The organism is Streptosporangium sp. NPDC049248, assembly GCF_040678965.1.
Lineage (GTDB): Bacteria > Actinomycetota > Actinomycetes > Streptosporangiales > Streptosporangiaceae > Streptosporangium > Streptosporangium fukuiense.
Window position 1 is genome coordinate 238394 of record NZ_JBFAQY010000008.1, and the last position, 25395, is coordinate 263788.

The 25395-nt window shown below is 70.4% G+C and carries 19 protein-coding genes; 13 read left to right on the top strand and 6 right to left on the bottom strand.

Features of this window, described 5'->3' with window-relative positions; translation table 11 throughout:
• Window positions 1–190 precede the first annotated feature (190 nt).
• Complete coding sequence (locus tag AB0K21_RS17935; protein ID WP_343977449.1) at window positions 191–829, top strand: ferritin-like fold-containing protein; 639 nt, start codon at window positions 191–193, stop codon at window positions 827–829.
• A gap of 813 nt (window positions 830–1642) precedes the next feature.
• On the opposite strand, the gene AB0K21_RS17940 is transcribed toward AB0K21_RS17935, so the two are convergent.
• The 6 genes from AB0K21_RS17940 to AB0K21_RS17965 form a co-directional block, all read right to left on the bottom strand.
• The gene (locus AB0K21_RS17940; RefSeq protein ID WP_343977446.1) at window positions 1643–1873 is read right to left on the bottom strand and encodes a DUF3107 domain-containing protein; all 231 of its coding nucleotides are present in this window, start codon (window positions 1871–1873) and stop codon (window positions 1643–1645) included.
• Between the two features lie 109 nt (window positions 1874–1982).
• A complete protein-coding gene (locus AB0K21_RS17945; RefSeq protein ID WP_326644512.1) occupies window positions 1983–2612 on the bottom strand; it encodes a TetR/AcrR family transcriptional regulator in 630 nt (209 codons plus the stop codon).
• A 60-nt stretch (window positions 2613–2672) separates the two neighbouring features.
• Window positions 2673–2975, bottom strand: a complete 303-nt coding sequence (locus tag AB0K21_RS17950) for a hypothetical protein (protein WP_343977439.1) — start codon at window positions 2973–2975, stop codon at window positions 2673–2675.
• A 587-nt stretch (window positions 2976–3562) separates the two neighbouring features.
• Window positions 3563–3943, bottom strand: a complete 381-nt coding sequence (locus AB0K21_RS17955) for a hypothetical protein (protein WP_364151124.1) — start codon at window positions 3941–3943, stop codon at window positions 3563–3565.
• Between the two features lie 739 nt (window positions 3944–4682).
• On the bottom strand, window positions 4683–5003 hold the full coding sequence (locus AB0K21_RS17960; RefSeq protein ID WP_364151127.1) for a hypothetical protein: 321 nt from the start codon (window positions 5001–5003) through the stop codon (window positions 4683–4685).
• 750 nt (window positions 5004–5753) lie between these two features.
• Complete coding sequence (locus AB0K21_RS17965) at window positions 5754–6068, bottom strand: hypothetical protein (protein ID WP_343977430.1); 315 nt, start codon at window positions 6066–6068, stop codon at window positions 5754–5756.
• Window positions 6069–6476: 408 nt separating this feature from the next.
• Between AB0K21_RS17965 and AB0K21_RS17970 the strand changes: the two genes are divergently transcribed.
• The 12 genes from AB0K21_RS17970 to AB0K21_RS18025 all read left to right on the top strand — a co-directional run bounded on the left by AB0K21_RS17970 (window position 6477) and on the right by AB0K21_RS18025 (window position 25346).
• Window positions 6477–7385, top strand: a complete 909-nt coding sequence (locus AB0K21_RS17970; protein WP_343977427.1) for an alpha/beta hydrolase — start codon at window positions 6477–6479, stop codon at window positions 7383–7385.
• 80 nt (window positions 7386–7465) lie between these two features.
• Window positions 7466–8647, top strand: coding sequence for an adenylyltransferase/sulfurtransferase MoeZ (gene moeZ / locus AB0K21_RS17975; RefSeq protein ID WP_364151132.1), 1182 nt, complete (start codon window positions 7466–7468; stop codon window positions 8645–8647).
• A gap of 175 nt (window positions 8648–8822) precedes the next feature.
• Complete coding sequence (locus AB0K21_RS17980; RefSeq protein ID WP_364151135.1) at window positions 8823–9557, top strand: hypothetical protein; 735 nt, start codon at window positions 8823–8825, stop codon at window positions 9555–9557.
• Window positions 9551–10849 (top strand): S8 family serine peptidase, encoded by a 1299-nt coding sequence (locus AB0K21_RS17985; protein WP_364151138.1) that lies wholly within the window; start codon window positions 9551–9553, stop codon window positions 10847–10849. The genes AB0K21_RS17980 and AB0K21_RS17985 overlap by 7 nt, the downstream gene beginning before the upstream one ends.
• Before the next feature lie 105 nt (window positions 10850–10954).
• A complete protein-coding gene (locus tag AB0K21_RS17990) occupies window positions 10955–11914 on the top strand; it encodes a hypothetical protein (RefSeq protein ID WP_364151141.1) in 960 nt (319 codons plus the stop codon).
• The gene (locus AB0K21_RS17995) at window positions 11908–13224 is read left to right on the top strand and encodes a S8 family serine peptidase (protein WP_364151144.1); all 1317 of its coding nucleotides are present in this window, start codon (window positions 11908–11910) and stop codon (window positions 13222–13224) included. The genes AB0K21_RS17990 and AB0K21_RS17995 overlap by 7 nt, the downstream gene beginning before the upstream one ends.
• Before the next feature lie 129 nt (window positions 13225–13353).
• Window positions 13354–13704, top strand: coding sequence for a hypothetical protein (locus tag AB0K21_RS18000; protein WP_343977409.1), 351 nt, complete (start codon window positions 13354–13356; stop codon window positions 13702–13704).
• Window positions 13692–14000, top strand: a complete 309-nt coding sequence (locus AB0K21_RS18005) for an MGMT family protein (protein WP_343977407.1) — start codon at window positions 13692–13694, stop codon at window positions 13998–14000. The genes AB0K21_RS18000 and AB0K21_RS18005 overlap by 13 nt, the downstream gene beginning before the upstream one ends.
• 113 nt (window positions 14001–14113) lie before the next feature.
• Window positions 14114–17014, top strand: a complete 2901-nt coding sequence (locus AB0K21_RS18010) for a CDP-glycerol glycerophosphotransferase family protein (RefSeq protein ID WP_364151149.1) — start codon at window positions 14114–14116, stop codon at window positions 17012–17014.
• A 275-nt stretch (window positions 17015–17289) separates the two neighbouring features.
• Window positions 17290–20490: an ATP-dependent DNA helicase gene (locus AB0K21_RS18015; RefSeq protein ID WP_364151242.1), complete on the top strand. Its 3201-nt coding sequence runs from the start codon at window positions 17290–17292 to the stop codon at window positions 20488–20490.
• An 82-nt stretch (window positions 20491–20572) separates the two neighbouring features.
• The gene (locus tag AB0K21_RS18020) at window positions 20573–24202 is read left to right on the top strand and encodes a UvrD-helicase domain-containing protein (protein ID WP_343977399.1); all 3630 of its coding nucleotides are present in this window, start codon (window positions 20573–20575) and stop codon (window positions 24200–24202) included.
• 370 nt (window positions 24203–24572) lie between these two features.
• Window positions 24573–25346 (top strand): SDR family oxidoreductase, encoded by a 774-nt coding sequence (locus AB0K21_RS18025; RefSeq protein ID WP_343977395.1) that lies wholly within the window; start codon window positions 24573–24575, stop codon window positions 25344–25346.
• Window positions 25347–25395: the final 49 nt, after the last annotated feature.

Sequence of the window (25395 nt, forward strand, 5' to 3'; positions counted from 1 at the left end):
CAGCCTTCTCATGTCATCAGCGACCGCTGCGGCGTCACGCCGACTTTTGGGGGCGTCCGGGAGTGGATATCCCGGATTAACACGGTGCGGTCGCACTTTCACAGAGCAGTGTACTCGATACCACAACGGAGAACCGATTTCTTCGTATTCCCGGTGAATCGCGAGGTCGATCAGATCGTAGGCTGCGTCCATGAGTGATTCCCCTCCCGGTGTCTCCGACCTGCTCGGCGTTCTCGCCTACGCCGAGCTGACGGCGTTCCTCAGGCTCGCCGAGGACGCCACGCGGCATGCCCCCTCACTGACCGATCGGGCGGCCCTCGGCGGCCTGGCGGCGGCCGAGTACGCGCACTTCGAGCTGCTCCGCGACCGGTTGGCCGACCTCGGGGTGGATCCCGAGGAGGCGATGGCGCCCTTCGTGGGGCCACTGGACGACTGGCATGCCCAGACCGCTCCCGGGGACTGGCTGGAGGCTCTGGTGAAGGCGTATGTGGGCACCGGGATCGCGCTCGACTTCTACCGTGAGGCGGCAGTCGGCGTGGACGACCGGACGCGGAACCTCGTCGAGGAGGTTCTCGCCGACGAGGGACGGTCGCAGTTCGCCGTCGAGAGGGTCGGCGCGGCGCTTCAGGAGGACCCCAAGCAGGCGGGGCGGCTGGCGCTGTGGGCCAGGCGGCTGGTCGGGGAGGCGCTGAGCCAGGGACAGCACGTGGCCGCGGCCAGACCGGAGCTCGCGGCACTGCTGGTGGAGGCGGCGGGGGAGGACATCGGCCGGATGTTCGCCCGGCTGACCGAGAAGCACGGCGACCGGATGGCCGCTCTGGGGCTGTGAACCGCAGGCTCCGGGCTCCGGCGTGGGGACCGGGCAGGCCCCCCCCTGTCCGGGGCCTGTCCTCCGCCCCTGGAGTAGCCGCTGGACCGGCCCGGGGCCTGTTCGCCGGGGGCGGAGCAGGGGAACCGGTCCCGCGGATCAAGACGCGTGGGGCGCCGAACAGCGTTGACGCGCTCTTCGGCATGAATGCCGAAGATTCAGCCTGTGCCGCCGATGCGGCACTTCTGTGGCTTCCTGTTTCACCGACCTGTGCCACCGAAGTGGTCTTACCGGGTCTCCACAGGCTTTCGAGCCTTCCGGCCCGCGTTCCCGCCCGCCCGGCGGTACCTGACGGCGATCACGGTACTACACGCTGTTCCGCCTTGGCGGCGAAACAGCTTCCCTGCCCGCTACGCGCGAGAGTCCGCTTCACCTCCGGCGTAAACGCCGGAGCACCACGGACGATTCCGGTAGCGTGCGAGACATGAGGGCCTCGCGCCGCTATGGCAGTTCCTTGACGAGATGTGGGCCGAACCGCTGGACCTCGCGTCCCGTGTTACGCAGAGGAGGCGCGGGGTGCCCGGCCGTCGGCCGGGGCCGGGAGCATCTCCGCCGGGTCAGACGTCCGCGCTGCTGCGGGTTCGGCGAGCGTGACGAGTGCCCGGGAACATGGGGGAACGAGCGTTTCTGAGCCTGGCGAGACGTGTGCCGGGCCGTCCGGCGCCCTCGCGCTCTCCGTGAGGGGTGGGTCGCCCGGCGCCGGTGCTCACGCCAGATCCGCGGACCGCGCCGTGCCGGCGAGGGACGACGATCTGGCGCGAGCCGCGGAATCCGTCAGAGCGTGCCGCCGAAGCCGACGGGACGCATCGCCTCCCCACCGATCTCGATGAAGCCGAGTGACGCGATCGGGACGATGACCTTCCGGCCACCGACGTCGGTAAGGGTGAAGACACCGGCGCTGGACGCGAGGGCGGCGCTGATCTCACTCTCGACCTGTTCGGCCGTGAGGTCGGTCTCCACTACGAGTTCACGGTGCACGGAACGTACGCCGATCTTGATTTCCATCCTGCTCCCTTTCGATGAGGGTTGCTCGTCCCATGGTCACCCCATCGAAGGTTCGACGCGCGGGTTGATCGCGCCAAGCGAACAGAAGTCCCGTGGCCACGGGACGTTCTCAGTGGTCGGCGACGGTGCGGGGGAAACCGGAGATGCCCCGCCACGACAGGCGCGCGATGAGCTGGGTGGCCGCGTCCTTGGGGATGGAGCCGTTGCTGCTGATCCAGTAACGCGCGCTGACCTCGGCCATCCCGACCAGCCCGACGCCCAGCAGGCGTGCCTCGTCGCTGGAGCAGCCGGTGTCCTCCTGGATGACCTGACTGATCATCTCGGCGCTCTCCCGGAGGTTGCGCTCCATGCGCTGGCGGACCGGGGCGGCGTTGCGCAGGTCCGACTCGAACACCAGCCGGAAGGCCTCACCCTGGCTGGAGACGAAGTCGAAGAACGCGCCGATCGCGGCCTGGACACGCTGTTTGTTGTCGGTGGTGGAGGCGAGGGCGTCGCGGCAGCGGGTGATCAGGTCGTCCACATGCAGGTCGAGCAGGGCCAGATAGAGTTCCTGCTTGCCTGGGAAGTGCTGGTAGAGGACCGGCTTGCTGACCCCGGCCCGTTCGGCGATCTCGTCCATCGCGGCCGCGTGGTAGCCGTTCTCCACGAAGACCTCCTGCGCCGCACTGAGCAGCTGGCGGCGGCGGGCTGTCCGGGGCAGCCGGGTGCCCCGGGGCTTGGCGTCCGGGGTAGCGGTCACGTGGTCTCCTCGGGTGAAACTCCTGGCGTCTGGGGCCATCCTACGCGCGGGTAACACGGGTCAGCGATAATCGTCCTCATCGAGCTCGATCGTGCGTCGCTGCTCGAAGGTGTCGGCGGGGTCGGCCTCCATGGGAACGGTATCGGGCCACTCCTCGTCCTCCTCACGCGCGGTCCGATTCTGCTCGGCGGCGTCCGCGGGGTCGACCTCCGCCTCCGCGGAGAGGTCGGGGGAGGAGTCGGAGCCGCCCTCACGTGCCGACCGGCGCTGCTCGGCGGCGTCGGCCTCGGGTGTCTCGATCGGGATCTCCTCGGACGGATCGTCGACCGTTCTCCCATGCTCTCTGTCGCCGTGCGGGTTCATGTCTGACATCCCCTGTCGTCATCCGGACCTTGGCACGTTTCCTGTCCTGACCCGGTTCCTGCAAACGTCGGACAACGCCCAGCGTACGACCTCGGATGCCGCGCGCCGAGAAAGACGCGGCATCGGATTGCCCATGGCGGTACCTGCCGCATTGACGATGCTTTACCCCTTATTTAGAACATGTGTACGATAAGTGGTCAAAGGGGCTGGACCAGGTGGGGCGCGTCGGTATCGAGATGGCCGGGAGGGGGACGGGGGCCGCGCGGCCGACATTCGGGGGAGAGCGGTGGAAGGTCGGGTACCACAGCGGGGCCCGCGGTTCGAAAACCGCGGGCCCCGCCTGCAATTCGTGAGAAATGAGAACTCGCACTGTGTTGGGAGACAGAAGCTTGGGGATTTCTCCTCAAGTTCCCGTATTCGCTGTTCGGCCACTGTTTCCCGGTGAGAAGCGGTGGTCGTGGCGAACGCGGGGCCCCTGTCGCTCCGTTACGGTTCCGAAGCCGCTCACAACCGCGGATCCGGCCGTGTGGTTTCGGCCGCCGGCCGGTGCCGCACCCCGATCGGGGCACGCGACCCTGGCCGGGTGACTAGGAGACCGGGGGGGCGCCAAGGTCGCCGTTGCCGTTGTTGCCGTTGTTGTCGTCACGGTCGCGCTCACGGCGGCGCTCTTCGCGAATGGGCTCGAAGCGCTCGCTGCGGTTGTCGTTGTCCAGGTGGTTACGGTTGTTGTTGTGGTTGTTGATGATCAGCCTGAAGCGCTTGTGGCTGAAACGGCGGTGGCAGCTGCTGCCACCGCAGCCGCAGCCGCGGCCCCAGCCGCCGCCGCAGGTTGGGAAGGCGGCGGCGGTGACCGTGGTGGTCATCGCGCTGGCGCTGGTGACGGTGGTCGCTGCGCCCATGCCGACGACTCCGCCGGTCAGCGCCGTGCTGATCGCGAGCCCTGCGAGGACACCCTTGAACTTGGGCATTGCGTTTCCCCCTTGAAAGGATCGGTTGCCCCGATTTTCGGCACTTACCGAAATCAGTCGGGAATTACCGGAGATAGCCAGTGATGGGCTATCCCTGGTTGTCATAGTTTCCTTGCATGTCTGCTGATAAACGGAGATCGAAGGCTTTTGCTATCTCCTTAGATATTTATCGTCGATGTTGAACTCTTATTGATTGATTTAAAGTGAAATGCGCTTAATGTCGCATTTGTGCTTTGGTGCTGGAGGGGGGCCGGGTGCGGTGGGAGTGCGGAGTGCGGTAGGAGCCTCGGCGGCCTCCCGGGTGGTCGGGGCCGAGGTTGTCTCCGGGGCGTCCCGCTGTCCGGATTCGGTGGATATGGGCGGACGCCGCGGGGCCGTTCTGATGCGCGGGCGCCGAGGCGAGGAAAGGCGGGCGGCGAGAACGGCGGGCGAGGTGATACGCCGGTGACCGGGCGCATGGGCGAGGGCCCCGCGGTTCGAAAACCGCGGGGCCCCGCTGTAATTCCTGAGAAATGAGAAATCGCACTGTGTCGGCGTCAGGGTCCTAAGGGTTTCTCCTCAACTTTCCGTTTCGCTGTCCGGCCACTGTTTCCCGGTGAGAAGCGGTGGTCGTGGCGAACGCGGGGCCCCTGTCGCTCCGTTACGGTTCCGGAGCCGCTCACAACCGCGGATCCGGCCGTGTGGTTTCGGCCGCCGGCCGTGCCGCGCCCCGATCGGGGCGTACGACTCGGGTCCGGTGCTAGTCCCTGCGTCCTTCGGTGAGAACGGGCACGAGGCGGTCGTTGCGGTTGTCGTTGTCCAGGTGGTTGTCGTTGTTGTTGTGGTTGTTGATGATCAGCCTGAAGCGGTGGCGGGTGTGACGGTGGGTCGAGCGGCAGCCGCCGCAGCAGCCGCAGCCGCGGCCCCAGCCGCCGCCGCAGGTCGGGTAGGCGGCGGCGGTGACCGTGGTGGTCATCGCGCTGGCGCTGGTGACGGTGGTCGCTGCGCCTACGCCGACGACTCCGCCGGTCAGCGCCGTGCTGATCGCGAGCCCTGTGAGGACACCCTTGAACTTGGGCATTGCGTTTCCCCCTTGAAAGGATTTGTTGCCCTAATTTTCTGAATTTCCCGAATAAATAGGAAAAGCCAGAGATGATCGATGATGAGTCATCCCTGGTTGTCATAGTTTCCTTGCATGTCTGCTGATAAACAGAGATCGAAGGCTTTTGCTATCCCCTTAGATATTTATCGTCGACGTCGAACCCTTATTGATGAATTTAAAGTGAAATGCACTTAATGTCGCATTTGTGGTGGAAGGGAGTCGGGGCCTGCCGAGGAGCGGGGCGGGATGCGCCGGGGGCCCTCGCCCGCTTCCTGGGTGGTCCGGCCGAGGTCGTCTCCGGGGCGTCCCGCTGTCGCGTGGGCGGGCGCCGTGAGGCCGCTTTCGTACGCCGGTGTCGAGGTGGGGAAGGGTGACGGTGAAGGGGGGCGGGGCGGCGGGGCGGGGAGGGGGGCGTGCCGGAGGCCGGGCGCATGGGCGAGGGCCCCGCGGTTCGAGAACCGCGGGGCCCCGCTGTGATTCCTGAGAAATGAGAACTCGCACTGCGTTGGAGTCAGGGGCCTGAGGATTTCTCTTCAGCCTCCCGTTTTCGCTTTCTGATCACGGTCTCTCGGTGAGAGAAAATGATCATGGCGAATACCGGGACCCTGTCGCTCCGTTACGGTTTCGAAGCCGCTTGAGATCGCGGATTCGACCGTGAGTGGCCTCATGTTCCGGTTGTGCCGCGCCCCCATCGGGGTGTGCGGCCCCGGTCCGTGATCGAGAGGCCTGCTACTCCCGCTCGTCGCGCTGGGTGAGAACGGGCACGAGGCGGTCGTTGCGGTTGTCGTTGTCCAGGTGGTTGTCGTTGTTGTTGTGGTTGTTGATGATCAGCCTGAAGCGGTGGTGGCTGCGGCGCCAGTGCGAGCGGTTGCAACCGCAGCCGCGACCGCAGCCGCCGCCCCAGGTCGGGAAGGCGACGGAGGTGACCGCGGTGGTCATCGCGCTGGCGCTGGTGACGGTGGTCGCTGCGCCCATGCCGACGACTCCGCCGGCCAGCGCCGTGCTGATCGCGAGCCCTGCGAGGACACTCTTGAACTTGGGCATTGCGTTTCCCCCTTGAAAGGATCGGTTGCCCCGATTTTCGGCACTTGCCGAAATCAGTCGGGAATTACCGGAGATGGTGAGTGATGGGCCATCCCTGGTTGTCATGATTTCCTCGCATGTCTGCTAATAAACGGAGATCGAATCCTTTTGCACTCTCCTTATCTATTTGTGGTCGACCTTGGATAGTTACCGGATGCTTTCAAGTTAAATGTCTTTAATGTCGCATTTGTTCTTCGGGGGAAGGGGTGCCGGAGAGGGTGTCTAACTAATAGTGATAAAGCATGCAATAAAAAGACATATGACTAAAATAGGCTTATGTGCCTTTTGTGGTAACTGGGGGCTGTCGTCTGCCGCGTCGAGCGGCGAACTATCGTGGAAGAGCGGCCGGACGACAGGAGGAGACGCGTGGTGCACAAACCGATCCCCAACTGGCAGGGCGAGATGGTCGACCTCGGCGACCAGCGGATCCATGTGCGCTCGACCCCGCCAGGCCCCGCGGAGACCGCCGTCTACGTACACGGCCTCGCGGGTTCCGCGACCAACTGGACAGACCTGATGGGCGAGCTCTTCGACGTGGTGACCGGTCACGCCGTCGACCTGCCGGGCGCCGGATACTCGCCCGAGCCGCCCGGCGGCGACTACTCCGTCGACGCCCACGTACGGACCGTCACCGCCCTGATAGAGCGGGTCTCGCGGACCCCCGTCCACCTGTTCGGCAACTCCCTGGGCGGGGCCGTCTCCGTGCGGCTCGCCGCCACCCGTCCCGACCTGGTCCGCTCGCTCACCCTGATCTCCCCGGCCCTGCCCGACCTGCTGCCCAGGTACGGCCCCGCGCGGGTGGCGCTGTCCGCCGTGCCCAGGCTCGGCGAGTGGGCGGCGAGCCGGTTGAGCCTGCTGCCCGCCGAGCGCAGGCTCGGTGCCACGCTTGCCATGTGCTACGCCGACGTGGGGAGGATTCACCCGGAGCGGCTCAAGGAGGCGATCGAGGAGGTGCGCCGCCGGGACGGCCTCCCGTACGCGGGGGCGGCACTGATCAACTCTGCGCGCGGCATCGTCGCCGAGTACTTCCGGCGCGGGGAGACGAACCTGTGGCGGCAGGCGGCCCAGGTGACCGCGCCCACGCTGGTCGTGCACGGTCGTCACGACCGGCTCGTCAACCCCCGGATGGCGGCCCGCGCGGGCCGGACGTTCCCGCAGGTGAAGCTGGTGCTGCTGCCCGACGCCGGGCACGTGGCCCAGATGGAGTTCCCCGACCGGGTGGCCCGCGAGGCCAGGATCCTGATAGGTGAGACGGTCCTCACTCCGGTTGGGGAATGACCAGGGCACCGGGTTAGGTTGTGAGTGGAGCGTGCTGCGCTAGCCGTATCGTCAAGACCCCCTGAAACGGGAGCAGAACTGTGTCGTTGCCACCGCTGGTAGAGCCGGCAGCCGAGTTGACCGTCGATGAGGTGCGCCGCTACTCGCGCCACCTGATCATCCCGGACGTGGGCATGGCCGGGCAGAAGCGCCTGAAGAACGCGAAGGTGCTCTGTGTGGGCGCGGGTGGCCTGGGTTCCCCGGGGCTGCTCTATCTCGCCGCCGCCGGAGTGGGCACGCTCGGCGTCATCGACTTCGACGTGGTCGACGAGTCCAACCTGCAGCGGCAGGTCATCCACGGCCAGTCCGACGTGGGCCGCCCCAAGGCCGAGAGCGCCGCGGACAGCGTCAGGGAGATCAACTCCCTGGTCAACGTGATCGTCCACAACGAGGTGCTCACCACGGACAACGTGATGGAGATCTTCGCCGGCTACGACCTGATCGTGGACGGCACGGACAACTTCGCCACCCGTTACATGGTCAACGACGCGGCGGTCCTCCTCGGCAAGCCGTACGTCTGGGGCTCCATCTACCGCTTCGACGGTCAGGCCAGCGTCTTCTGGGCCGAGCACGGCCCCTGCTACCGCTGCCTCTACCCCGAGCCCCCGCCGCCCGGCATGGTCCCTTCGTGCGCCGAGGGCGGCGTGCTCGGCGTGCTGTGCGCGTCGATCGGCTCCATCCAGGTCAACGAGGCCATCAAGCTCCTCACGGGCATCGGCGAGCCGCTGGTCGGCCGTCTGATGATCTACGACGCCCTGGAGATGAACTACCGCTCGGTCAAGGTCCGCAAGGACCCCGAGTGCGTGCTCTGCGGCAAGAACCCGACGGTCACCCAGCTCCTGGAGGACTACGAGGCGTTCTGTGGCGCGGTCTCGGAGGAGGCCCAGGAGGCCGCCTCCGGCTCCACGATCACCGCGGCCGATCTCAAGTCCATGCAGGACGCGGACGAGAACATCTACCTGATCGACGTCCGCGAGCCGAACGAGTACGAGATCGTGTCCATCCCCGGCGCGGTGCTCATCCCCAAGGGCGAGTTCCTCAACGGATCCGCGCTGGAGGGACTCCCGCAGGACAAGAGGATCGTCCTGCACTGCAAGTCCGGTGCCCGTTCCGCCGAGGTCCTGGCGGTCATCAAGAGCGCCGGCTTCTCCGACGCCGTCCACGTGGGCGGCGGCGTGCTCAGCTGGATCAAGACCATCGACCCGAGCCTGCCGACCTACTGACCGGCCCGGTGGGGTTCTTACCGCCCGCGCCCCGTGGAGCACGCGCTCCACGGGGCGCTCGCCGTTCCCCCGCCGTCCGGGAGGTGCTCGCCCCGCCGCCACATGTGCTTTCCGCTCCGACGGATATGGACGGAACGGCGGATGACACCCGCCTCGCCGCATTAAGGTCGAGAGCGTGAATGAAGTCCCACGTCAGCGACGGCATTCATGGCCGACGCTGGTCGTGGCATCGGCGCTGACGCTGTTCTGCGCGATCGTGGCCGGGGTGGCGACCAGCGCCGCCGGAGCGGAGCTCACCCGGGGGCCGACCCAGGCGGAGCTCGATCGGGCGGCACTCGACGAGGTGGCCCGGCGCTGGCAGGCGTGGCCCGCCGGGCGGGTCTTCCCCAAGACGGTCCGTTACGCCGCGGAACAGGGGGGCGAGGAGAAGGCCCGCAGGGTGGGCATCTCGCCGGAGACCCGCTGTGACGACGCGGTCGACGCCAAGCTGCGCAAGGCGCTCCGGGAGGCCGGCTGCCTGGGCATCCTGCGCGCCACCTACATCGACGCGCTCCAGGGGGTGGTCGTCACCATCGGAGTCGCGGCCTTCGCCGACGAGACGGGCGCCGCCGGGGCCAAGGCGGCGCTGCCCAGGAGCGACCGGCCATCGCCGGGCCTGAGGGCGCTGGCCTTCCCCGGCACCGTCACCGACCGGTTCGTCTCCGCGGGACGCCAGGCCGGCCTCGTCCGGCAGGCGGGCCCCTACATGGTGATGGCCACGGTCGGCCAGACCGACGGCCGGCCCGCCAGCGCGGTCGGCGAGCAGCGGCCCACCCTGTTCGCGTTCACCGGCGACATCGCCGACCGGATCCTCGCCGACCTGACCAGGCCCGCCCGCCCCGACTGCGCCTCCGCGGAGTGGCGATGCTGACCGTGCCGAGGCGTCTTTCCGCCGCCCGCGGGGCGCTCGCGACGACACTGCTGACACTGACGGTGTCGACGGGGGTGGCGGTGTTGACGGGAGTGGCGGGACCGGTCCCGGCCGTGCGGGCCGACGATGTCAGGGACAGCCAGCGGGAGGTGCTGCGGACCCTCGACCTGCCCGCCGCGTGGCGGGTGTCCGAGGGGGAGGACGTGGTCGTGGCCGTGCTCGACTCGGGGGTGGACAGCGACCACCGCGACCTGGCCGGGTCGGTGATCGAGGGTAAGGACTTCACCTCCGGGGCCAACCCGCCGGGTGTGCGGCCCCTCCGGCTGCACGGCACGTACATGGCGTCGCTGATCGCCGGGCACGGTCACGGGCCGGGCGGGGCGGACGGGGTGATCGGTGTCGCGCCCCGCGCGAAGGTGCTGTCGGTGCGGGTCATCCTGGAGGACGAGGAGCCAGGCTTCCGGGAGTTCAACACCGCCGAGCGTTACGAGAACGTGGTGGCCAGGGGCATCCGGTACGCGGTGGACCACGGCGCCGACGTGATCAACATGTCGATCTCCAAGGAACTGGCGACCAGGGAGGAGCGGGCGGCGATCCGCTACGCGATCTCCAAGGGGGTCGTGCTCGTCGCGGCGGCGGGCAACGACGGTGCCGAGGCGACCGACGCCGGCGGCAACGCCCCGTACTCCTACCCGGCGGCCTTCCCGGGAGTGGTCTCGGTCGCCGCGACGGACCGGGGGCTGCGCCGCGCCTCGTTCTCCAACCGGAACCCCTCGGTCCTGGTGGCCGCGCCGGGGGTGGACATCCTCGGGGCGGGTCCCGGCGACGAGTACTGGGTCGGTCGCGGCACCTCGCAGGCGACCGCCCTGGTATCGGGCGTCGCCGCCCTCATTAAGGCGAAATATCCAGAAATGTCGCCAGTGCTGGTTGTCCAGGCGATCACCGCGGGAGCCACCCGGCGGCCCACCGGCGGCTACGACACCGGCATGGGCTTCGGCGTCGTCAACGCCACCCGGGCACTCGCCGCAGCCGCCAGGATCTCCCGGCACACCCTCACCGCGGAGGGGGCCGGCGGGCACGACCCCGCCCGCCCGCTGGGCCTGGCGGTCGAGCCGGTGCGGGTCGTCCACCGTGACCGGGACAGGATCAACCTGTACGGCGGGGTGGCCGTGGCCGCCGGGCTCGGCGCGATCGCCTGCCTGGTCACGATCGCGGTGTTGGTCGGCCGTGCGCGCTCGTCGACGACCTACCAGGACCCCGGGCCCGACGCGGTCGCCGCGCCCTGGCCGTGAGCATCGGCCCGGAGCCGGATCGCGGCCGGAGCCGGGCCAAGGTCGCCGCCACGAAAATGCACGCCGCTGATGGGGCGGAGAGGGCAGGCGACGTAGCATCGGAGTATGTCGCAGCCAGGGCGGTCCCAGGAGCCGGAGCGGCGTCTGGGAGCCCCGGCCCCCCGCGCCCGCGGCGGCTGGCCACCGTCGGGTTCCCGGGTGAGCGCCACCGGGGGCGGCCGCACCAGGCGGGCGCCCGCGCAGGGCGCCACGGTCAGGCGGCACCGGGTGCGCTCCTGGCCCGCGGCGGGCCGTGACCGCGCGGCGATCCAGCGTGCCGAGCTGGCGGCCCTGGAGCAGGGCGTCCGGTTCCGTACGATCTTCCTGATCCTGGTGGGCACGATCCTCGCCATCGCCGCCACCAACGTGCTGACCGGCGCGGTCGGGCTGCTGCGCGAGACGAGCTCGCGCCCGCTGACCGCCGCCGAGCAGGCCCGCTACATCTCCGACGACATCGCCAAGCGTTGGTACACCTGGACCGCGGACCTGGTCTTCCCCGTCGAGCTGCAGTACATCGGCCTGGGCAGGGTCCAGCAGTACGCCCGCAGGGTCGGCCTCGCGCCCGAGGTGGCCTGCGCGGCCGGCACCGACGCGCAGGTGGGGTCGGTGCTCACCCGGCACGGCTGCCGCACGCTGCTGCGGGCCACCTACGTCGACCAGACGTCCACGTTCGTCTTCACCGTGGGCATCGCCGTGCTCGCCGACGAGGAGCGGCGGCTCGCCGCCTCCGCGCAGCTGGCCGTGGACGACAGGGTGGGGGTGCGGCCGGTGGCCTTCCCCGGCACGGCGACCGAGCTGTTCGGGGCGGCCCAGCGCCAGCACAATGCCTGGGTCGGCGTCGGCCCCTACATCGTCTTCTCCACCGCCGGTTACACCGACGGCCGCACCCGCCAGGCGATCGCCCCCGAGGAGATCCTGCACAGCGAGCTGTGGCCCGCGGCCCAGGCGGTCGCGGGGCGCATCGCCAGGGCACTCGGCGACGAGCCGAGCGCCGTGCCCCAGTGCACCCAGGGGAACGTGTGCTGAGGCGGCGGCTGTGGGCGACGGGAGTGCTGGTCGCGATCTCGGTGACGGTCCCGGCGGTGCCGGCCTTCGCGACCCTGCCCGCCGAGACGCCCGCCGGGTTGCTCGCCGGGATGCCCGCCGCCCCGGTGCCGGCCGCGCCGCCGGAGGGCGCCGACGTGCGCGAGGACCAGCGCTGGGTGCTGGAGATGCTGCGAGCGCAGGAGGCGTGGAAGGTCACCAGGGGCGCGGGCGTCACCGTGGCCCTGGTCGACAGCGGGGTGGACGACCAGGTGGCCGAGCTGCGCGGGCGGGTGATCTCCGGGCCCGACATGGGATCTGTCAAGTTCGACAGGAACTCCCCGGACGCCGGCCGGCACGGCACCGCCATGGCCTCGCTCATCGCCGGGGCGGGCAACGGCGAGGGAGGTCTTCTCGGGATCGCCCCCGAGGCCAGGATCCTCTCGCTGCCGCTGATCGTCGAGGAGCGGCCCGAGGACGGTTCCGTGCTGCCGGAGGAGGATCTGCGCTCGCGCAGCGACAGCCCGCTGGCCCGGGCGATCCGTTACGCCGCGGACAACGGGGCCCAGGTCATCAGCATGTCGCTGGGCGCCTACGGACCGCACCGGAGCGAGCGGGAGGCGGTCTCCTACGCGCTGTCCAGGGGCGTGGTGCTCGTCGCCGCGGTGGGCAACGACGGGGACTCCCAGTACGCCAAGGACAACTCCACCTCCTTCTGGAACTTCCCCGCCGGATATTCCGGGGTCATCGGTGTGGGCGCGGTGGACAGGCTGGGCAAGCCGGCGAGGTTCAGCAGCGACAATCTGTCGGTCCTGGTTTCGGCGCCCGGTGCCGGGGTGCCGGTGGTCGTCCCCGGCGGAAACTACGGATCCTCTGAGGGGACCAGTTCGGCGACCGCGCTGGTGGCAGGGGTCGCCGCACTAATAAAAGCGAAATACCCGAATATCGCGCCGCAGATGGTGGCGCAGGCCCTGGTCTCCACGGCTTCGGCGAGTCCCGCCGCCGGTTACGACGACCACATCGGGTTCGGCGTCGTCGACGCCGCCGCGGCGCTCGACAGGGCGGATCGGCTCGTGGCGGGTGCGACGGAGATATCGGTCCCGGATGACAAGCACTTCGGCGCGGGCGTCCCGCACGAGGAGTACAGCAGGCCGGGCCCCGATCCGCTGAGGCTCTGGCTTTACGGAACGAGCCTTGTCGGCGGCCTGGTGGCGTTCGCGGCGGCCGTGGTGATGCTCGGCCGGCACTCGGACAGGAATGGACCGGTAGTGGTCGACACCAAAACGGCCAAGCGCGGGAGATCGCGGAGATAAGCGCAGTTTGAAGTCAATTAGAACGCGTTTGGGACACTGTTCGGATGCGATAGCCCGAATGTCGGGATTTGCACTCCGGGAAACCCGGAAGGTTCGCTATTCTCCCGCGTTATGGGGTACGAGTTGCGCGTGGAGCGCCCTGCGCCTCTCGCCTTCGCGGAACTCGCGACTGTGCTGGGGCAGGCGGGGTTCGAGTTCAGAGGGTCGCAGGAGTCGGGGGAGGTCCTGGCCCGCCACAACGGCGCGGTTCATGCCATAGCGATATGGAACGGCCGCCTGTCCGGCGCCCCCGGATCGGACTGGCAGGTGGCCCAGCTGGCACGCGTGTCCGCTCTGCTGGGAGCACGGCTGGTCGGCGAGGACGGCGAGTCCTACGCGATCCGTGGCGGTCTGGTCGAGCAGTTAAACGGCTCGGTGGCCTACGAGTTCGGCAAGCTCGACGAAATCCTCTCGGCCGGACCGACGGTATGGAGCCAGTAGGCCATCCCACCCCGTACGCCGAGCGGGTGCTGGATCTGGTCGAGCGCATTCCGGCCGGCATGGTGATGTCCTACGGCGACATCGCCGAGTATCTCGGCGAGGGCGGCCCGCGCCAGGTCGGCAGGGTGATGTCCACCTGGGGTGGGGGCGTGCCCTGGTGGCGCGTCGTGCACGCCGACGGCACCCCGCCACCCGGCCACGAGCAGCGATGCCTGGTGAACTGGCGCGAGGAGCGGACCCCGCTGAGGGGCGCCCGGGCCGATATGCGGGAGGCCAGATGGGATGGAAAGCCTTAGATCACAAAAGCCTGTAAATCCCGGGAACCCTTAATTCACCGCGTAACCGGCCCTGCCGCGGCGCACTAACATGGCCTAGGACAGCGCTCTGTCCGAAAGGCGGTGCTTCCCCCATGGCCATCGGTGCCACCCCCGCACGAGCCGGCGGCGACCCCGTCGTCGACCGTCTTCGGGTTGTCCAGGATCTCTGCGACCGGGGAGAACCACTCGACTCGATCATGGCCGCGGTGCTGGCCGACGGGCTGAAACCGCATGAGCGCCGTCGTTTCGACGCCGACGCGCTGGCCGGGCCGCTGGGCTCCAGGCTGGACATCGCCGCCAAGCGCGGCGCCGCGCGGCGCCGCGAGTTCGTCACGGTCCTGAAGCCGTACGTGACCGGTGTGGACGCGAGGGCCAAGCGGGACCTGCCGGTCGCCCGCAGGATCGCCTTTCACCTGATCGAGCACCGCGAGATCGACGACCTCGCGGACGGCGACGCGCTGCAGAAGCTCGTGGCCGCCGCCGCGGAGCCGTCCAGGCGCGTCCGCAAGAAACTCCGCTGGTACGCGGACCTGCCGCTCCAGGACGAGCTGCCCGAGGCCCTGTTCCGGCTGCGGGCCGCGGATCTCATCCCGATGACCCAGATCGAGGACGTCTCCTGGTCCGGCGGGCGGCTGCACGTCAGCGGCCATGCCTATCTGGCCGGGCTGTCGGTGCGCAGCCGCCGCTTCAACAGGGCCACGGTGGTGCTGCGCGGCCCGCGCTGGCTGCCGCCGGTGCGGCTGCGCACCCGGAGGGTCTTCCATCCCGAGGCGACCTACGGCGCGGAAGAGGCCGGCTGCAACTACGACTGGTCCGGGTTCACCGCCGAGCTGAGCCCGTGGCCGCTGCGCTGGCGTTCCGCGGTGCGGGCCGTCGTGCGCGGCGGCAAGCGTCTGCTGCGCCGCCGCGCCACCGTGCAGGACACCACCACCTGGCGCGCCGAGATCGTGATCTGGAGCCGGGGTGCCCGCGCCGTCGGCCTGCTGCGCGGCCCCTCCACCGGCCGTACCGAGCGTCCCTCGGGGCTTGACCTCGGCGGGGGTTGGTGGATCCGCCCCGTCTGGACCTCCGACCGGGCACTCCAGGTGGTGCTACAGCCCACCAGGGCCGAGCTGACCGGCGTGAAGCTGGACGGCGAGCGGCTGGAGGTCCAGGTCTTCCTGCCGGGCAAGGAGGCGAGCAGGGGGCACGCCAGGCTGGACGGCCACCGGATCGCCGCGGACTTCACCCCCGTCGACGGCGGCACCGCGGTCGTCGTACCGCTCGCCGTGGCGTCCCTGCTGCAGGAACGCGACGGCGGCCGTCTCTGGATCGAGCCAAAGGGCGATCCCGCGGCCTCCGTCATGATCGGCAAGGCGGAGGAGAGCCGTACGGTCGTCGGGGATCGTGAGATCACCGTGCTGCGTGACCGGCGTGACCGGGTGAGCGTCTCCGCGCACCGGATCCGCCCGGTCATCACCGCCGCGACCTGGGACGAGCAGGGCGTGCTCGTCCTGGAGGGTTCCTACCCGGGCTCCGGCACGGCCGAGCTGACCCTCAAGCACCGCAGCGGACTGATCCACGCCATCCCCCTGGAGCGGGAGGGCTCCCGTTTCACGGTGCGGGTCGCGGCCGCCGCGATGCCCCGTTTCGGGGACACGGTCCCGCTGGGCAGCGGCACCTGGAGCATGGCGGTCCGCGACCCGGCCGGCCAGATCGTCCCGTTCCGCGTCGACCACGCCATCCTCGACGATCTGAACGAGGACACGAAGATCCGTGACGGCCGCGAGTACCGCCTGATCTCCACCCGCTTCGACATCCCGGTGCTCTCCGTCGCCGAGCACCGTCCCGACGACGAGAAGGGCGCCGGTGGCCTGTACGCGCTGCGCCGCGGTTTCTACCCCGCGGAGCGGACCCGCGAGCTGAACGACGCGATCGTCTACGTCGCCTACGACGGACGGCAGTACGAGGGCAACGTCCGCGCGATCTACGAGGAGCGCGTGCGGCGCGGCGACGCCGGAGAGCACATCTGGGTGGTCAAGGACGGCGCGTTCACCCCTCCGGGCCCCGCCGAGCTCGGTTTCGGCGAGGGCGAGGGGCCGACCGTGGTGCGCGCGGGCAGCCGTGAGCACTACGCGGTGCTGGCCCGCTCGCGGTACGTGGTGACCAACGGCTTCCTGCCGCCCTGGTTCCGGGCGCGAGAGGACCAGACGGTCGTGCAGACCTGGCACGGCACCCCGGTCAAGCGCCTGGGCAACGACCTGCCGCACATGTCCCGTGACCCCAGGCCGCCGGCCTGGCACCGGCAGGCGGTCGAGGTGCGCGGCTGGGACCTGCTGGTCTCCCAGAGCCCCTGGGCGACCCGGGTGCTGCGCAAGGCTTTCGGCTACCAGGGCGAGGTCCTGGAGAGCGGCTACCCGCGCAACGATGTGCTGGTGGCCCCCGACCGCGACGAGATGGCGGCGCGGATGCGCGCCAGGCTCGGCATCGCCGAGGGGGCGAGGGTGGTGCTCTACGCGCCGACCTACCGCGACTACGACCGCAAGAACGCCTCGATCCGCCTGGACCTGGCCGAGGCGCACCGGGTGCTCGGCCCCGGCCACGAGTTCCTGATCAGGGCGCACTCGATGCAGGCGGCGCCCAACGTGCCCGCCGGCCTCGGACGCGATGTCACGACATATCCCGATATTACGGATCTGCTGCTGATCGCCGATGTGCTGATCACGGACTACTCGTCGGTCATGTTCGACTTCGCGGCGACCGGCAGGCCGATGCTCTTCTTCACGCACGACCTGCAGCGCTACTCGTCCAAGCGGGGCATGTACCTCGACCTGGCCGCGGAGGCGCCCGGCCCACTGCTCTCCACCGGGGCCGAGGTCATCAAGGCACTGCGGTCGATCGACGAGGTGACCGCCGCCCACGCCGAGCGGTACGACCTCTTCCAGCGCACCTACGCGCCCCGCGACGACGGCAAGGCGACGGCCAGGCTCGTCGACCACGTCTTCTTCTCCTGAGCGGTTCCCGGGGGCGGCTTGCGGGCGGCCCCCGGGATCGGCCGCCCGGCCCCTGAACCCGTCCCGGGACTACTCCGGCGCAGGTCAGCGCCTCGCTCTGGTCATCGGCCGTCCCCGGCCCCGCCCGTGGCCCACCCGGCGGGGCCGACAATCCGCCATGCCGTACCCGCCGACTCGGCACGATCATCGTCCGGGATCTGGTGGAATGGCGAGTTGTGAGTGGTCAGGACTGGCGGCTGGTACGTCGTGAGGGTGCGGGGAGAGCTGTTGCCCCTGTGCTGGACGAGCACCAGCGGGCGGTGGTGGCCCACCAGAGCGGCCCGCTGCTCGTGCTCGCCGGGCCGGGCACCGGCAAGACCACCACGATCGTGGAGACCGTCGTGGACCGGATCGAGCGCCGGGGCGTCGACCCCGAGCGGGTGCTCGTCCTCACCTTCAGCCGCAAGGCGGCCGAGGAGTTGCGCGAGCGCATCACGGCCCGGATGCGCCGTACCACCCGCACTCCGCTCTCCCTCACCTTCCACAGCTACGCCTACGCGCTGCTCCGTCGCGAGGCGGTGATCGCCGGAGGGGTGCCGCCGCGCCTGCTGACCGGCCCCGAGCAGCTCCTGGAGATCCGCCGCCTGCTCCACGGCGAGCTGGAGGACGGTGCCGTGCACTGGCCGCAGGACATGCACGAGGCGCTCAAGACGCGCGGCTTCGCCTCCGAGCTCCGCGACTTCCTGGCCCGCGCCGCCGAACGCGGCCTCGACGGGCCGGAGCTGGTCGAGCTGGGCCGCCGCCACGGCCGCCCCGACTGGGTGGCCGCCGGCAGGTTCGCGGACCGCTACCAGGCCAGGTTCGACCTCGATCTCGAACCGGTGCTCGACTACGCGGAGCTGATCCGGGCGGCGGGGGCGCTGCTCTCCGACCCCGAGGTGCGCGACCGCGAGCGATCGGCGTACGACGCCGTCTTCGTCGACGAGTACCAGGACACCGACCCCGCCCAGGAGTTCCTGCTCCAGCAGCTGGCGGGGGAGGGACGCGACCTGGTCGCGGTCGGCGACCCCGACCAGTCGATCTACGGTTTCCGCGGCGCCGACGTCCGAGGGATCATGAATTTCACCGACCGGTTCCGCGACGCCGGCGGCGCGAAGGCTCCCGTCGTCGCGCTGCGCGTCTGCCGTCGCAGCGGCCGGAACCTGCTGCGGGCCACCCGCCGCGTCACCACCCGGCTGCCCGCCACCCCAGGCGGGGCCGCCCACCGCGACCTGCGCGCCCTGCCGGACGCCGACCCCGGTGACGTACGGGTGCTGGTGGCCGACGGGGCACCTCAGGAGGCGGCGATCGTGGCCGACACGCTCCGCAGGGCGCACCTGCTCGACGGGGTCCCCTGGTCGCGGATGGCGGTGCTGGTCCGCTCCGCGACCCGTCAGGTGCCGCTGCTGCGCCGCGCCCTGGTCACCGCCGGGGTGCCGGTCGTGGTCGGCGGCGGCGAGGTGCCGCTCTTCCAGGAGCCGGGCGTGCGGCCGCTGATCAGGCTCATCCAGGTGGCGCTGCACCCGGAGACCCTCGATGAGGGGGTGGCGGAGGAACTGCTGACCGGCGCGCTCGGCGGCACCGACATGATCGGTGTACGCCGCCTCCGCCGCGCCCTGCGGATCGCCGAGCACGAGGCGCTGGCCCACCCCGCCGAACAGGAGGAGGCCGAGCAGGCGGATCGCGACGCGGCTCTCGATGTGGATCTCGATGTGGATCTCGGCCTGGAGCGCGAGGCCCCCGGCCCCCGTTCCTCGGGAGAGCTGCTGGTCGCCGCGTTGAAGGACGCGCGGGAACTGGTGCGGGTGGAGCCGCACGTGGCGCTGCCCGCCGAGCGGGTCGCCGGCCTCATCTCCGCCGCCACCGAGGCCGTACGGCAGGGCGGTACCGCGGAGGACGTGCTGTGGACCGTCTGGCAGGCCACCGGGCTGGCCGGGAAATGGACGGACGTCAGCCTCAGGGGCGGGGTCAGGGGCACCATGGCCGACCGCGACCTCGACGCCGTCGTGGCGCTCTTCGACCACACGGCCAGGTTCGTCGACCGGCTCCCGCACGCCGGGGTGGACGTGTTCGTCGAGGACCTGGTCGCCCAGGAGATTCCCGGCGACTCCCTGGCCGCTCGGGCTCCCGACGGAGACAAGGTCCGCATCCTCACCGCGCACCGCTCCAAGGGCCTGGAGTGGGACGTGGTGGTCGTCGCCGGGGTCCAGGAGGGTGCCTGGCCGGATCTGCGGCTGCGCGGGTCCATCCTGAGCACCGACGACATGGTCGCCAGGGCCGAGGGTTCCGAGCACGAGAACCCGGCGGCCGTCTCCGCCGCGCTCGCCTCCCAGCTGCTGGCCGAGGAACGTCGCCTGTTCTACGTGGCGGCCACCAGGGCCAGAAGCAGGCTCATCGTCACCGCCGTGGGCGGCGACGACACCGAGGAGCGGCCTTCCCGCTTCCTCACCGAGTTGGTGCCCGGCTCGACCGAGGAGGCGGGCGTCGACGAGCGGTCCCGCTGGCTGAGCATGTCCGCACTGGTGGCCGACCTGCGGTCGGCGGTCACCGACTCCACCAGACCGGAACCGCTGCGCAGGGCGGCGGCCGAGCACCTGGCCAGGCTCGCCGCCGCGGGAGTGCCCGGCGCCCACCCCAACGACTGGTACGCCCTCACCCCCATCTCCGACGACCGCCCGCTGAGCTGGCCCGACGACGTCGTGCGCGTCTCGCCCTCGGCGGTGGAGAGCTTCAGCAAGTGCGGCCTGCGCTGGCTGCTGGAGACCTCGGTGGGCGCGGGCGGCACCGACGCGGCCCGAGGTCTGGGCACCGTCGTGCACGCGCTGGCGGTCCTCGCCGCGACCGGCATGCCCACCGAGGAGACCCTCGGCAAGCGCCTGGACGAGGTCTGGAACGAGCTCGACTTCGGCGGTGTCTGGTACAACCGCAAGCAGCGCGCGGTCGCCGAGGAGATGATCTCCAAATTCGTCGCCTGGCACGAGAACAACCCCCGGACGCTGGTCGGCCTGGAGGAGGCGTTCACGGCCATGGTCTCCGAGGGGGTGCAGATCAAGGGCCGGGTCGACCGGGTCGAGCGCGACGGTGAGGGCCGAGCCGTGATCATCGACATCAAGACCGGCAAGACCGGCGCCAAGGACACCGAGCTCGAACGCCACCCCCAGCTGGGCGTCTACCAGCTCGCCGCGCTGCTGGGCGCCTTCCAGCGGCACGGCCTGACCGAGCCGGGCGGCGCGGCCCTGGTCCAGGTGGGCGACGCGGCGGGTAAGAAGAAGGCCAAGGAGCAGACGCAGCCTCCCCTGTCCGACGACCCCGAGCCCGGCTGGGCCCGGGACATGGTCGACACCGTCGCCGTCGGCATGTCGGGGCCGTTCTTCCAGGCCAAGGTCAACGACGGCTGCCGCACCTGCGCCGTACGGTCGAGCTGCCCGGTCAGCAAGAACGGAGACCAGGTGTGCTGAACCGCCTGGGCGCAGGGCGCCTTGGGGACGTCCGTGCCGCTCCCCGGCGCCGGGGCCGTGCCACCTCCACCGGGGCCGCCGCGTGCTGAGCCCGGTTCAGCTTGCCGCCAAGCTGGGCATCCTGCCGCCGACCCCGGAGCAGGCGGCCGTGATCGAGGCCGGGCTCGAACCGATGGTCGTGATGGCCGGGGCCGGGTCGGGCAAGAGCGAGACCATGGCCGGGCGCGTCGTCTGGCTGGTCGCCAACGGGCTGCTCCGCCCCGAACAGGTGCTCGGCCTGACCTTCACCAGGAAGGCCGCCGCGGAGCTGGCCGCGCGGGTGCGCGAGAGGCTCAACGGGCTCGTCGAGGTCGGGCAGGTGCCGGCGGAGCTGATGGAGGGCGAGCCGACCATCTCGACGTACCACGCCTACGCGGCCCGCCTGGTCACCGAGCACGCCCTGCGCGAGGCGCTGGAGCCGACCATGCGCCTGATCTCCCCGGCCGTCTCCTGGCAACTCGCCAGCCGGGTGGTCAGCGCGTACGACGGGCCGATGGAGCAGGTCGAGTGGAGCCCGGCGACCGTCACCCGGGCGGTGCTCGAACTGGCCGGTGAGCTGGCCGAGCACCTGCGCACCCCGCAGGACGTGCGCGACGTCGGCACCAGACTCGCCCAGCGGTTCGCCGAGCTGCCCGGCACCCCGACCAAGGACCAGCGCAGACCGCTGGTCACCCAGCGGGCCAGGGAGCAGCTGCTGCCGCTGGTCGAGGCGTACGACCGCCTCAAGCGCGGGCGGGAGGTGGTCGACCACGGTGACCAGATGGCGCTGGCCGCCCGGATCGCCGACCGGCACGCCGACGTCGGCGAGATCGAGCGCGGGCGGTTCGCCGTGGTCCTGCTGGACGAGTACCAGGACACCAGCCACGCCCAGCTCGTCCTGCTCCGCGCCCTGTTCGGCGGCGGCCACCCGGTGACGGCGGTGGGCGACCCCTGCCAGTCCATCTACGGCTGGCGGGGCGCCTCGGCGGGCAACCTCACCCGATTCCCCCGTGACTTCAGGACCGCCTCGGGGGAGCCCGCGCCCGTCAACCGCCTGTCGGTCAGCTTCCGCAACGGCGACGCCGTGCTGGACGTCGCCGCCCGGCTCCAGCTGCCGCTCCGGATGGAGGCCAGGGAGGTACCGGTCCTGGTGCCCGGTAAGAACCGGGTCGAGCGTGGCCGGGTGATGTGCGCCTTCCACGAGACCGCGGACGACGAGGCACGCTGGGCCGCCCTGGAGATCGCCAGGGTGCTGGGCGTCGAGAGCGCGCCCGACGGCATGCCGTGGGGCGACGGCGAGCGTAAGAAGGCCAAGCAGAGCATGTGGGGCGGGCCGCAGTCGCTCCAGCCGCACGACGTGGCGATCCTGGCACGGAAGCGCTCGCAGTTTCCCGCGCTCCGCAAGGCCCTGGAGGAGCGCGGCATCCCGGTCGAGGTCGTCGGCCTGGGCGGCCTGCTCCTCGTACCCGAGATCGCCGACATCGTCTCCACCCTGCGCGTGATCTACGACCCGAGCGCGGGGGACGCCCTGGTGCGACTGCTCTCCGGTCCCCGCTGGCGGATCGGCCCCGCCGACCTCAAGGAACTGGGCGAGCGGGCCCGTGAGCTGAACCGGGAGACCCGCGAGGGCGCGTCGCCGGTGGCCGACCCGCTGGACCAGGTCGTGGCCGACATGGCAGAGGAGCGCGGCAGCCTGGTCGACGCGCTCGACGAGCTGCCCGACCGTCCCGCCTGGCAGGATCTGTTCTCCCCGCTGGCGAGGGTGCGGCTGGTCGCCATGGCCCAGGAGTTGCGCCTGCTGCGCGCCCACACCGGCCAGCCGCTGCCCGACCTGATCCTGGAGATCGAGCGCAGGCTCGGCCTGGACATCGAGGTGGCGGCCAGGGGGACGGCCGTCGGCCCGTTCGCCGCCCGCGCCGACCTCGACGCCTTCCTGGACGCCGCCGCCCGGTTCGCCGGAGACTCCGAGGATCCCACGCTGGGCGCGTTCCTGGCGTTCCTGAAGGCGGCGGACGAGGAGGAGAACGGCCTGGACGCCGGGCGAGTGGGCGAGAGCAACAGCGTGAAGCTGATGACGGTCCATGCCTCCAAGGGGCTGGAATGGCCGGTCGTAGTGGTGCCCGGCCTCTCCCAGGCGCTGTCGAAGGCCGGGACGCTCACCGTCGGCACCGTGTTCCCGGCCCGTTCCACGACCAGCCCGAGGTGGACGGAGAACCCTCGCAAGCTGCCCTATCAGCTCCGCGGGGACGCCTCCGACCTGCCTGGGCTGGCCGGGCTGGCCAAGGAGGAGCTGGCCGACTTCGACGAGCGCTGCCGCGACCGCGACCTGCTTGAGGAGCGCCGCCTGGCGTACGTCGCCGTCACCCGTGCCCACTACCTGCTGATCGCCTCCGGCTACCGCTGGGGCACCGCCTCCAAGCCGCTGGAGCCGTCGGACTTCCTGCTGGAGATCCGTGAGACCTGCGGCAGGGTGGCCTTCTGGGCCCCGGAGATGGAGGAGGGCGCCACCAACCCGCTCCTCGCCGAGCCGGCCGAGGCCCGGTGGCCGATCGAGCCGGACGATGCCCGCTACGCCGCCGTTCTGGACGGCGCCACCATGGTGGAGGCCGCCCTCGCGGCCCTCGCCGAGGGGCCCGCTCCCGGTCCTTCCGGGGATGTCCCCCTCCCTGACGCTTCCGAGGATGTCCCCTTTCCGGAAGCCCCTCAGGACGAGGAGGTGCCCTTCCCCGAAGATCCGTGGGACGAGGACGCGTTCTTCCCCGAAGACCTGCCGGATGAGGAGGTTCCCGGTCCGGACGACCGCGGGCCCGTTCCCGAGGGGGCGGAGAACGGCGATGTGCCCTTCCCCGGCGATCCGCAGGAGTTTCCCGGGGGGTTTCCCGGAGCGGACATCCGGCGGAGCGACCGGGCCGATTCCGGTGCCGAGACAGCCGAGACAGCCGAGACTGCCGAGCCAGGGGAGCGGCGGCCGGTGCCGGCGGCCGAGCTGCGGGGGTGGGACAGGGAGCGGGCGAAGGCCTGGGAGCGTGACATCGAGCTCCTGCTCAGGGAGCGGGAGACGAACCGGCGGCGCGGTGGCGGCAGGGTGGAGCTGCCCACCCACCTGACCGTCTCCTCCCTCGTCACGCTGGCCTCCGACCCCAAGGCGCTGGCCAGGCAGATCCGCCGCCCGGTGCCCAAGAAGCCCGCGCCGCTGGCCCGCCGGGGCACCTCCTTCCACCGCTGGCTGGAGGGGCGCTGGGGCCAGCAGCGGCTGATGGACGAGTTCGAGCTGCCCGGCGCGTCCGACGACTTCGAGGAGACCGACGCCCATCTCGACGAGCTGCGCGACCGCTTCGAGGAGAGCGAGTGGGCGGACAGGGAACCGCTCGACGTCGAGGTCCCCTTCGAAACGGTGATCGCCGACCGGGTGGTCCGCGGCCGGATGGACGCCGTCTTCCAGATCTCCGAAGGGCGCTACGAGGTCGTCGACTGGAAGACCGGCCGGCGCCCCAGGGGCAGGAAGGCCGAGGCCGCCGCCTCCGTCCAGCTCGCCGCCTACCGGCTGGCCTGGTCCCACCTGGCCGCCGTCCCCCTGGAGGAGGTGGGCGCGGCCTTCCACTACGTCCTGCGGGGCGAGACGGTCCGTCCGGTCGACCTCCTCGACGAGCGGGGCCTGGTCACCCTCGTCGAGTCGGTGCCCGAACTCCGCTGAGACCCGCGTACCGGGCGTGATCCCTCCCTGAGCGGCGGACGGGTGCGGTGGCGTTCGCGGCCCTGGCCCAGGGGATCACGCGGGGTGTGCGGGCCGGGCGGAGTTCCCATCCGGAAGGGAAGGGGGGTGACCGGCCGGAGTCGTCCTGGCCTTCGGCGCAGGCCGTGGACCGTGGTCTGTTGCTCATCAGGGCTCGGTGACACGTTCGCCGACGGCACCCCAATGCGGTTCCCCGGCCGGAGCCACGAGGTGGTAGATCTCCCCGGCCGCCAATTGATACATGACTCCCAACGGTAATGGTCGAAGTTAAGCCGTTATTTTAGCCGGGCTAGAATTGGGCCCGAATGCCGCCCGGCAGCGGCGGAAAAATTTGGGAGCAAACATGACTGGCCGTTTTTCCTCCAAGGTGATTATCGTCACCGGTGGTACCGCTGGAATGGGTCGTGCGGCGGCCGAACGGATCGCCTCGGAAGGCGGCACGGTCGTCCTGGCCGCCCGCGACAAGGCGCGGGGCGAAGAGGTGGCCGCCGGCATCGTCGCGGATGGCGGCACGGCGCTGTTCGTGCCGACGGACATGACCGTCGAGGAGGAGGTGGCCGCCCTCGTCGCCACGGCTGTGGACACGTTCGGGAGGTTGGACGGTGCGTTCAACAATGCCGGGGGTGGCGACACCATCTCATCGGTCCACACGATGGAGACGGAGTTCTGGAAGGCGACGATCGACCTGAACCTGACGAGCCTTTATTACAGCCTGAGGTACGAGGTTCCGGCGATTCTCGCCTCAGGTGGTGGTTCCATCGTCAACAACGCCTCGGCCGGCGGCGTGGTCGGCAATCCGCTCATGCACGCGTATGTCGCCGCGAAGCACGGTGTCATCGGGCTCACGAAGTCGGTCGCGCTCGAAATGGCCAAAGAGGGCATCCGGGTGAACGCGTTGGTGACCGGCCTCATCGACACGCCGCTGTATCGGGACGCCGTCGCCGCCGAACCCTCGTTCGAGGTCTACCTCAAGAGCCTGATCCCGACGGGGCAGGTCGGCGCGGCCCAGGACGTCGCCGCGTTCGCCGCGTTCCTGCTCAGCGACGAGGCGCCGTTCATCACCGGCGCGGCGCTGGCCATCGACGGCGGCATGACCGCCCAGTGACACGGGCTGTGTGGCCGCCCCATGACCCGGGGCATCGTGACGACGACCG

Excerpts from the sequence above, each read along its gene's own strand:
- AB0K21_RS17935 (WP_343977449.1), top strand. The coding sequence starts at position 191 with ATGAGTGATTCCCCTCCCGGTGTCTCCGACCTGCTCGGCGTTCTCGCC.
- AB0K21_RS17940 (WP_343977446.1), bottom strand. The coding sequence starts at position 1,873 with ATGGAAATCAAGATCGGCGTACGTTCCGTGCACCGTGAACTCGTAGTG.
- AB0K21_RS17950 (WP_343977439.1), bottom strand. The coding sequence starts at position 2,975 with ATGAACCCGCACGGCGACAGAGAGCATGGGAGAACGGTCGACGATCCG.
- AB0K21_RS17955 (WP_364151124.1), bottom strand. The coding sequence starts at position 3,943 with ATGCCCAAGTTCAAGGGTGTCCTCGCAGGGCTCGCGATCAGCACGGCG.
- AB0K21_RS17960 (WP_364151127.1), bottom strand. The coding sequence starts at position 5,003 with ATGCCCAAGTTCAAGGGTGTCCTCACAGGGCTCGCGATCAGCACGGCG.
- AB0K21_RS17965 (WP_343977430.1), bottom strand. The coding sequence starts at position 6,068 with ATGCCCAAGTTCAAGAGTGTCCTCGCAGGGCTCGCGATCAGCACGGCG.
- AB0K21_RS17985 (WP_364151138.1), top strand. The coding sequence starts at position 9,551 with ATGCTGACCGTGCCGAGGCGTCTTTCCGCCGCCCGCGGGGCGCTCGCG.
- AB0K21_RS17990 (WP_364151141.1), top strand. The coding sequence starts at position 10,955 with ATGTCGCAGCCAGGGCGGTCCCAGGAGCCGGAGCGGCGTCTGGGAGCC.
- AB0K21_RS18005 (WP_343977407.1), top strand. The coding sequence starts at position 13,692 with ATGGAGCCAGTAGGCCATCCCACCCCGTACGCCGAGCGGGTGCTGGAT.
- AB0K21_RS18010 (WP_364151149.1), top strand. The coding sequence starts at position 14,114 with ATGGCCATCGGTGCCACCCCCGCACGAGCCGGCGGCGACCCCGTCGTC.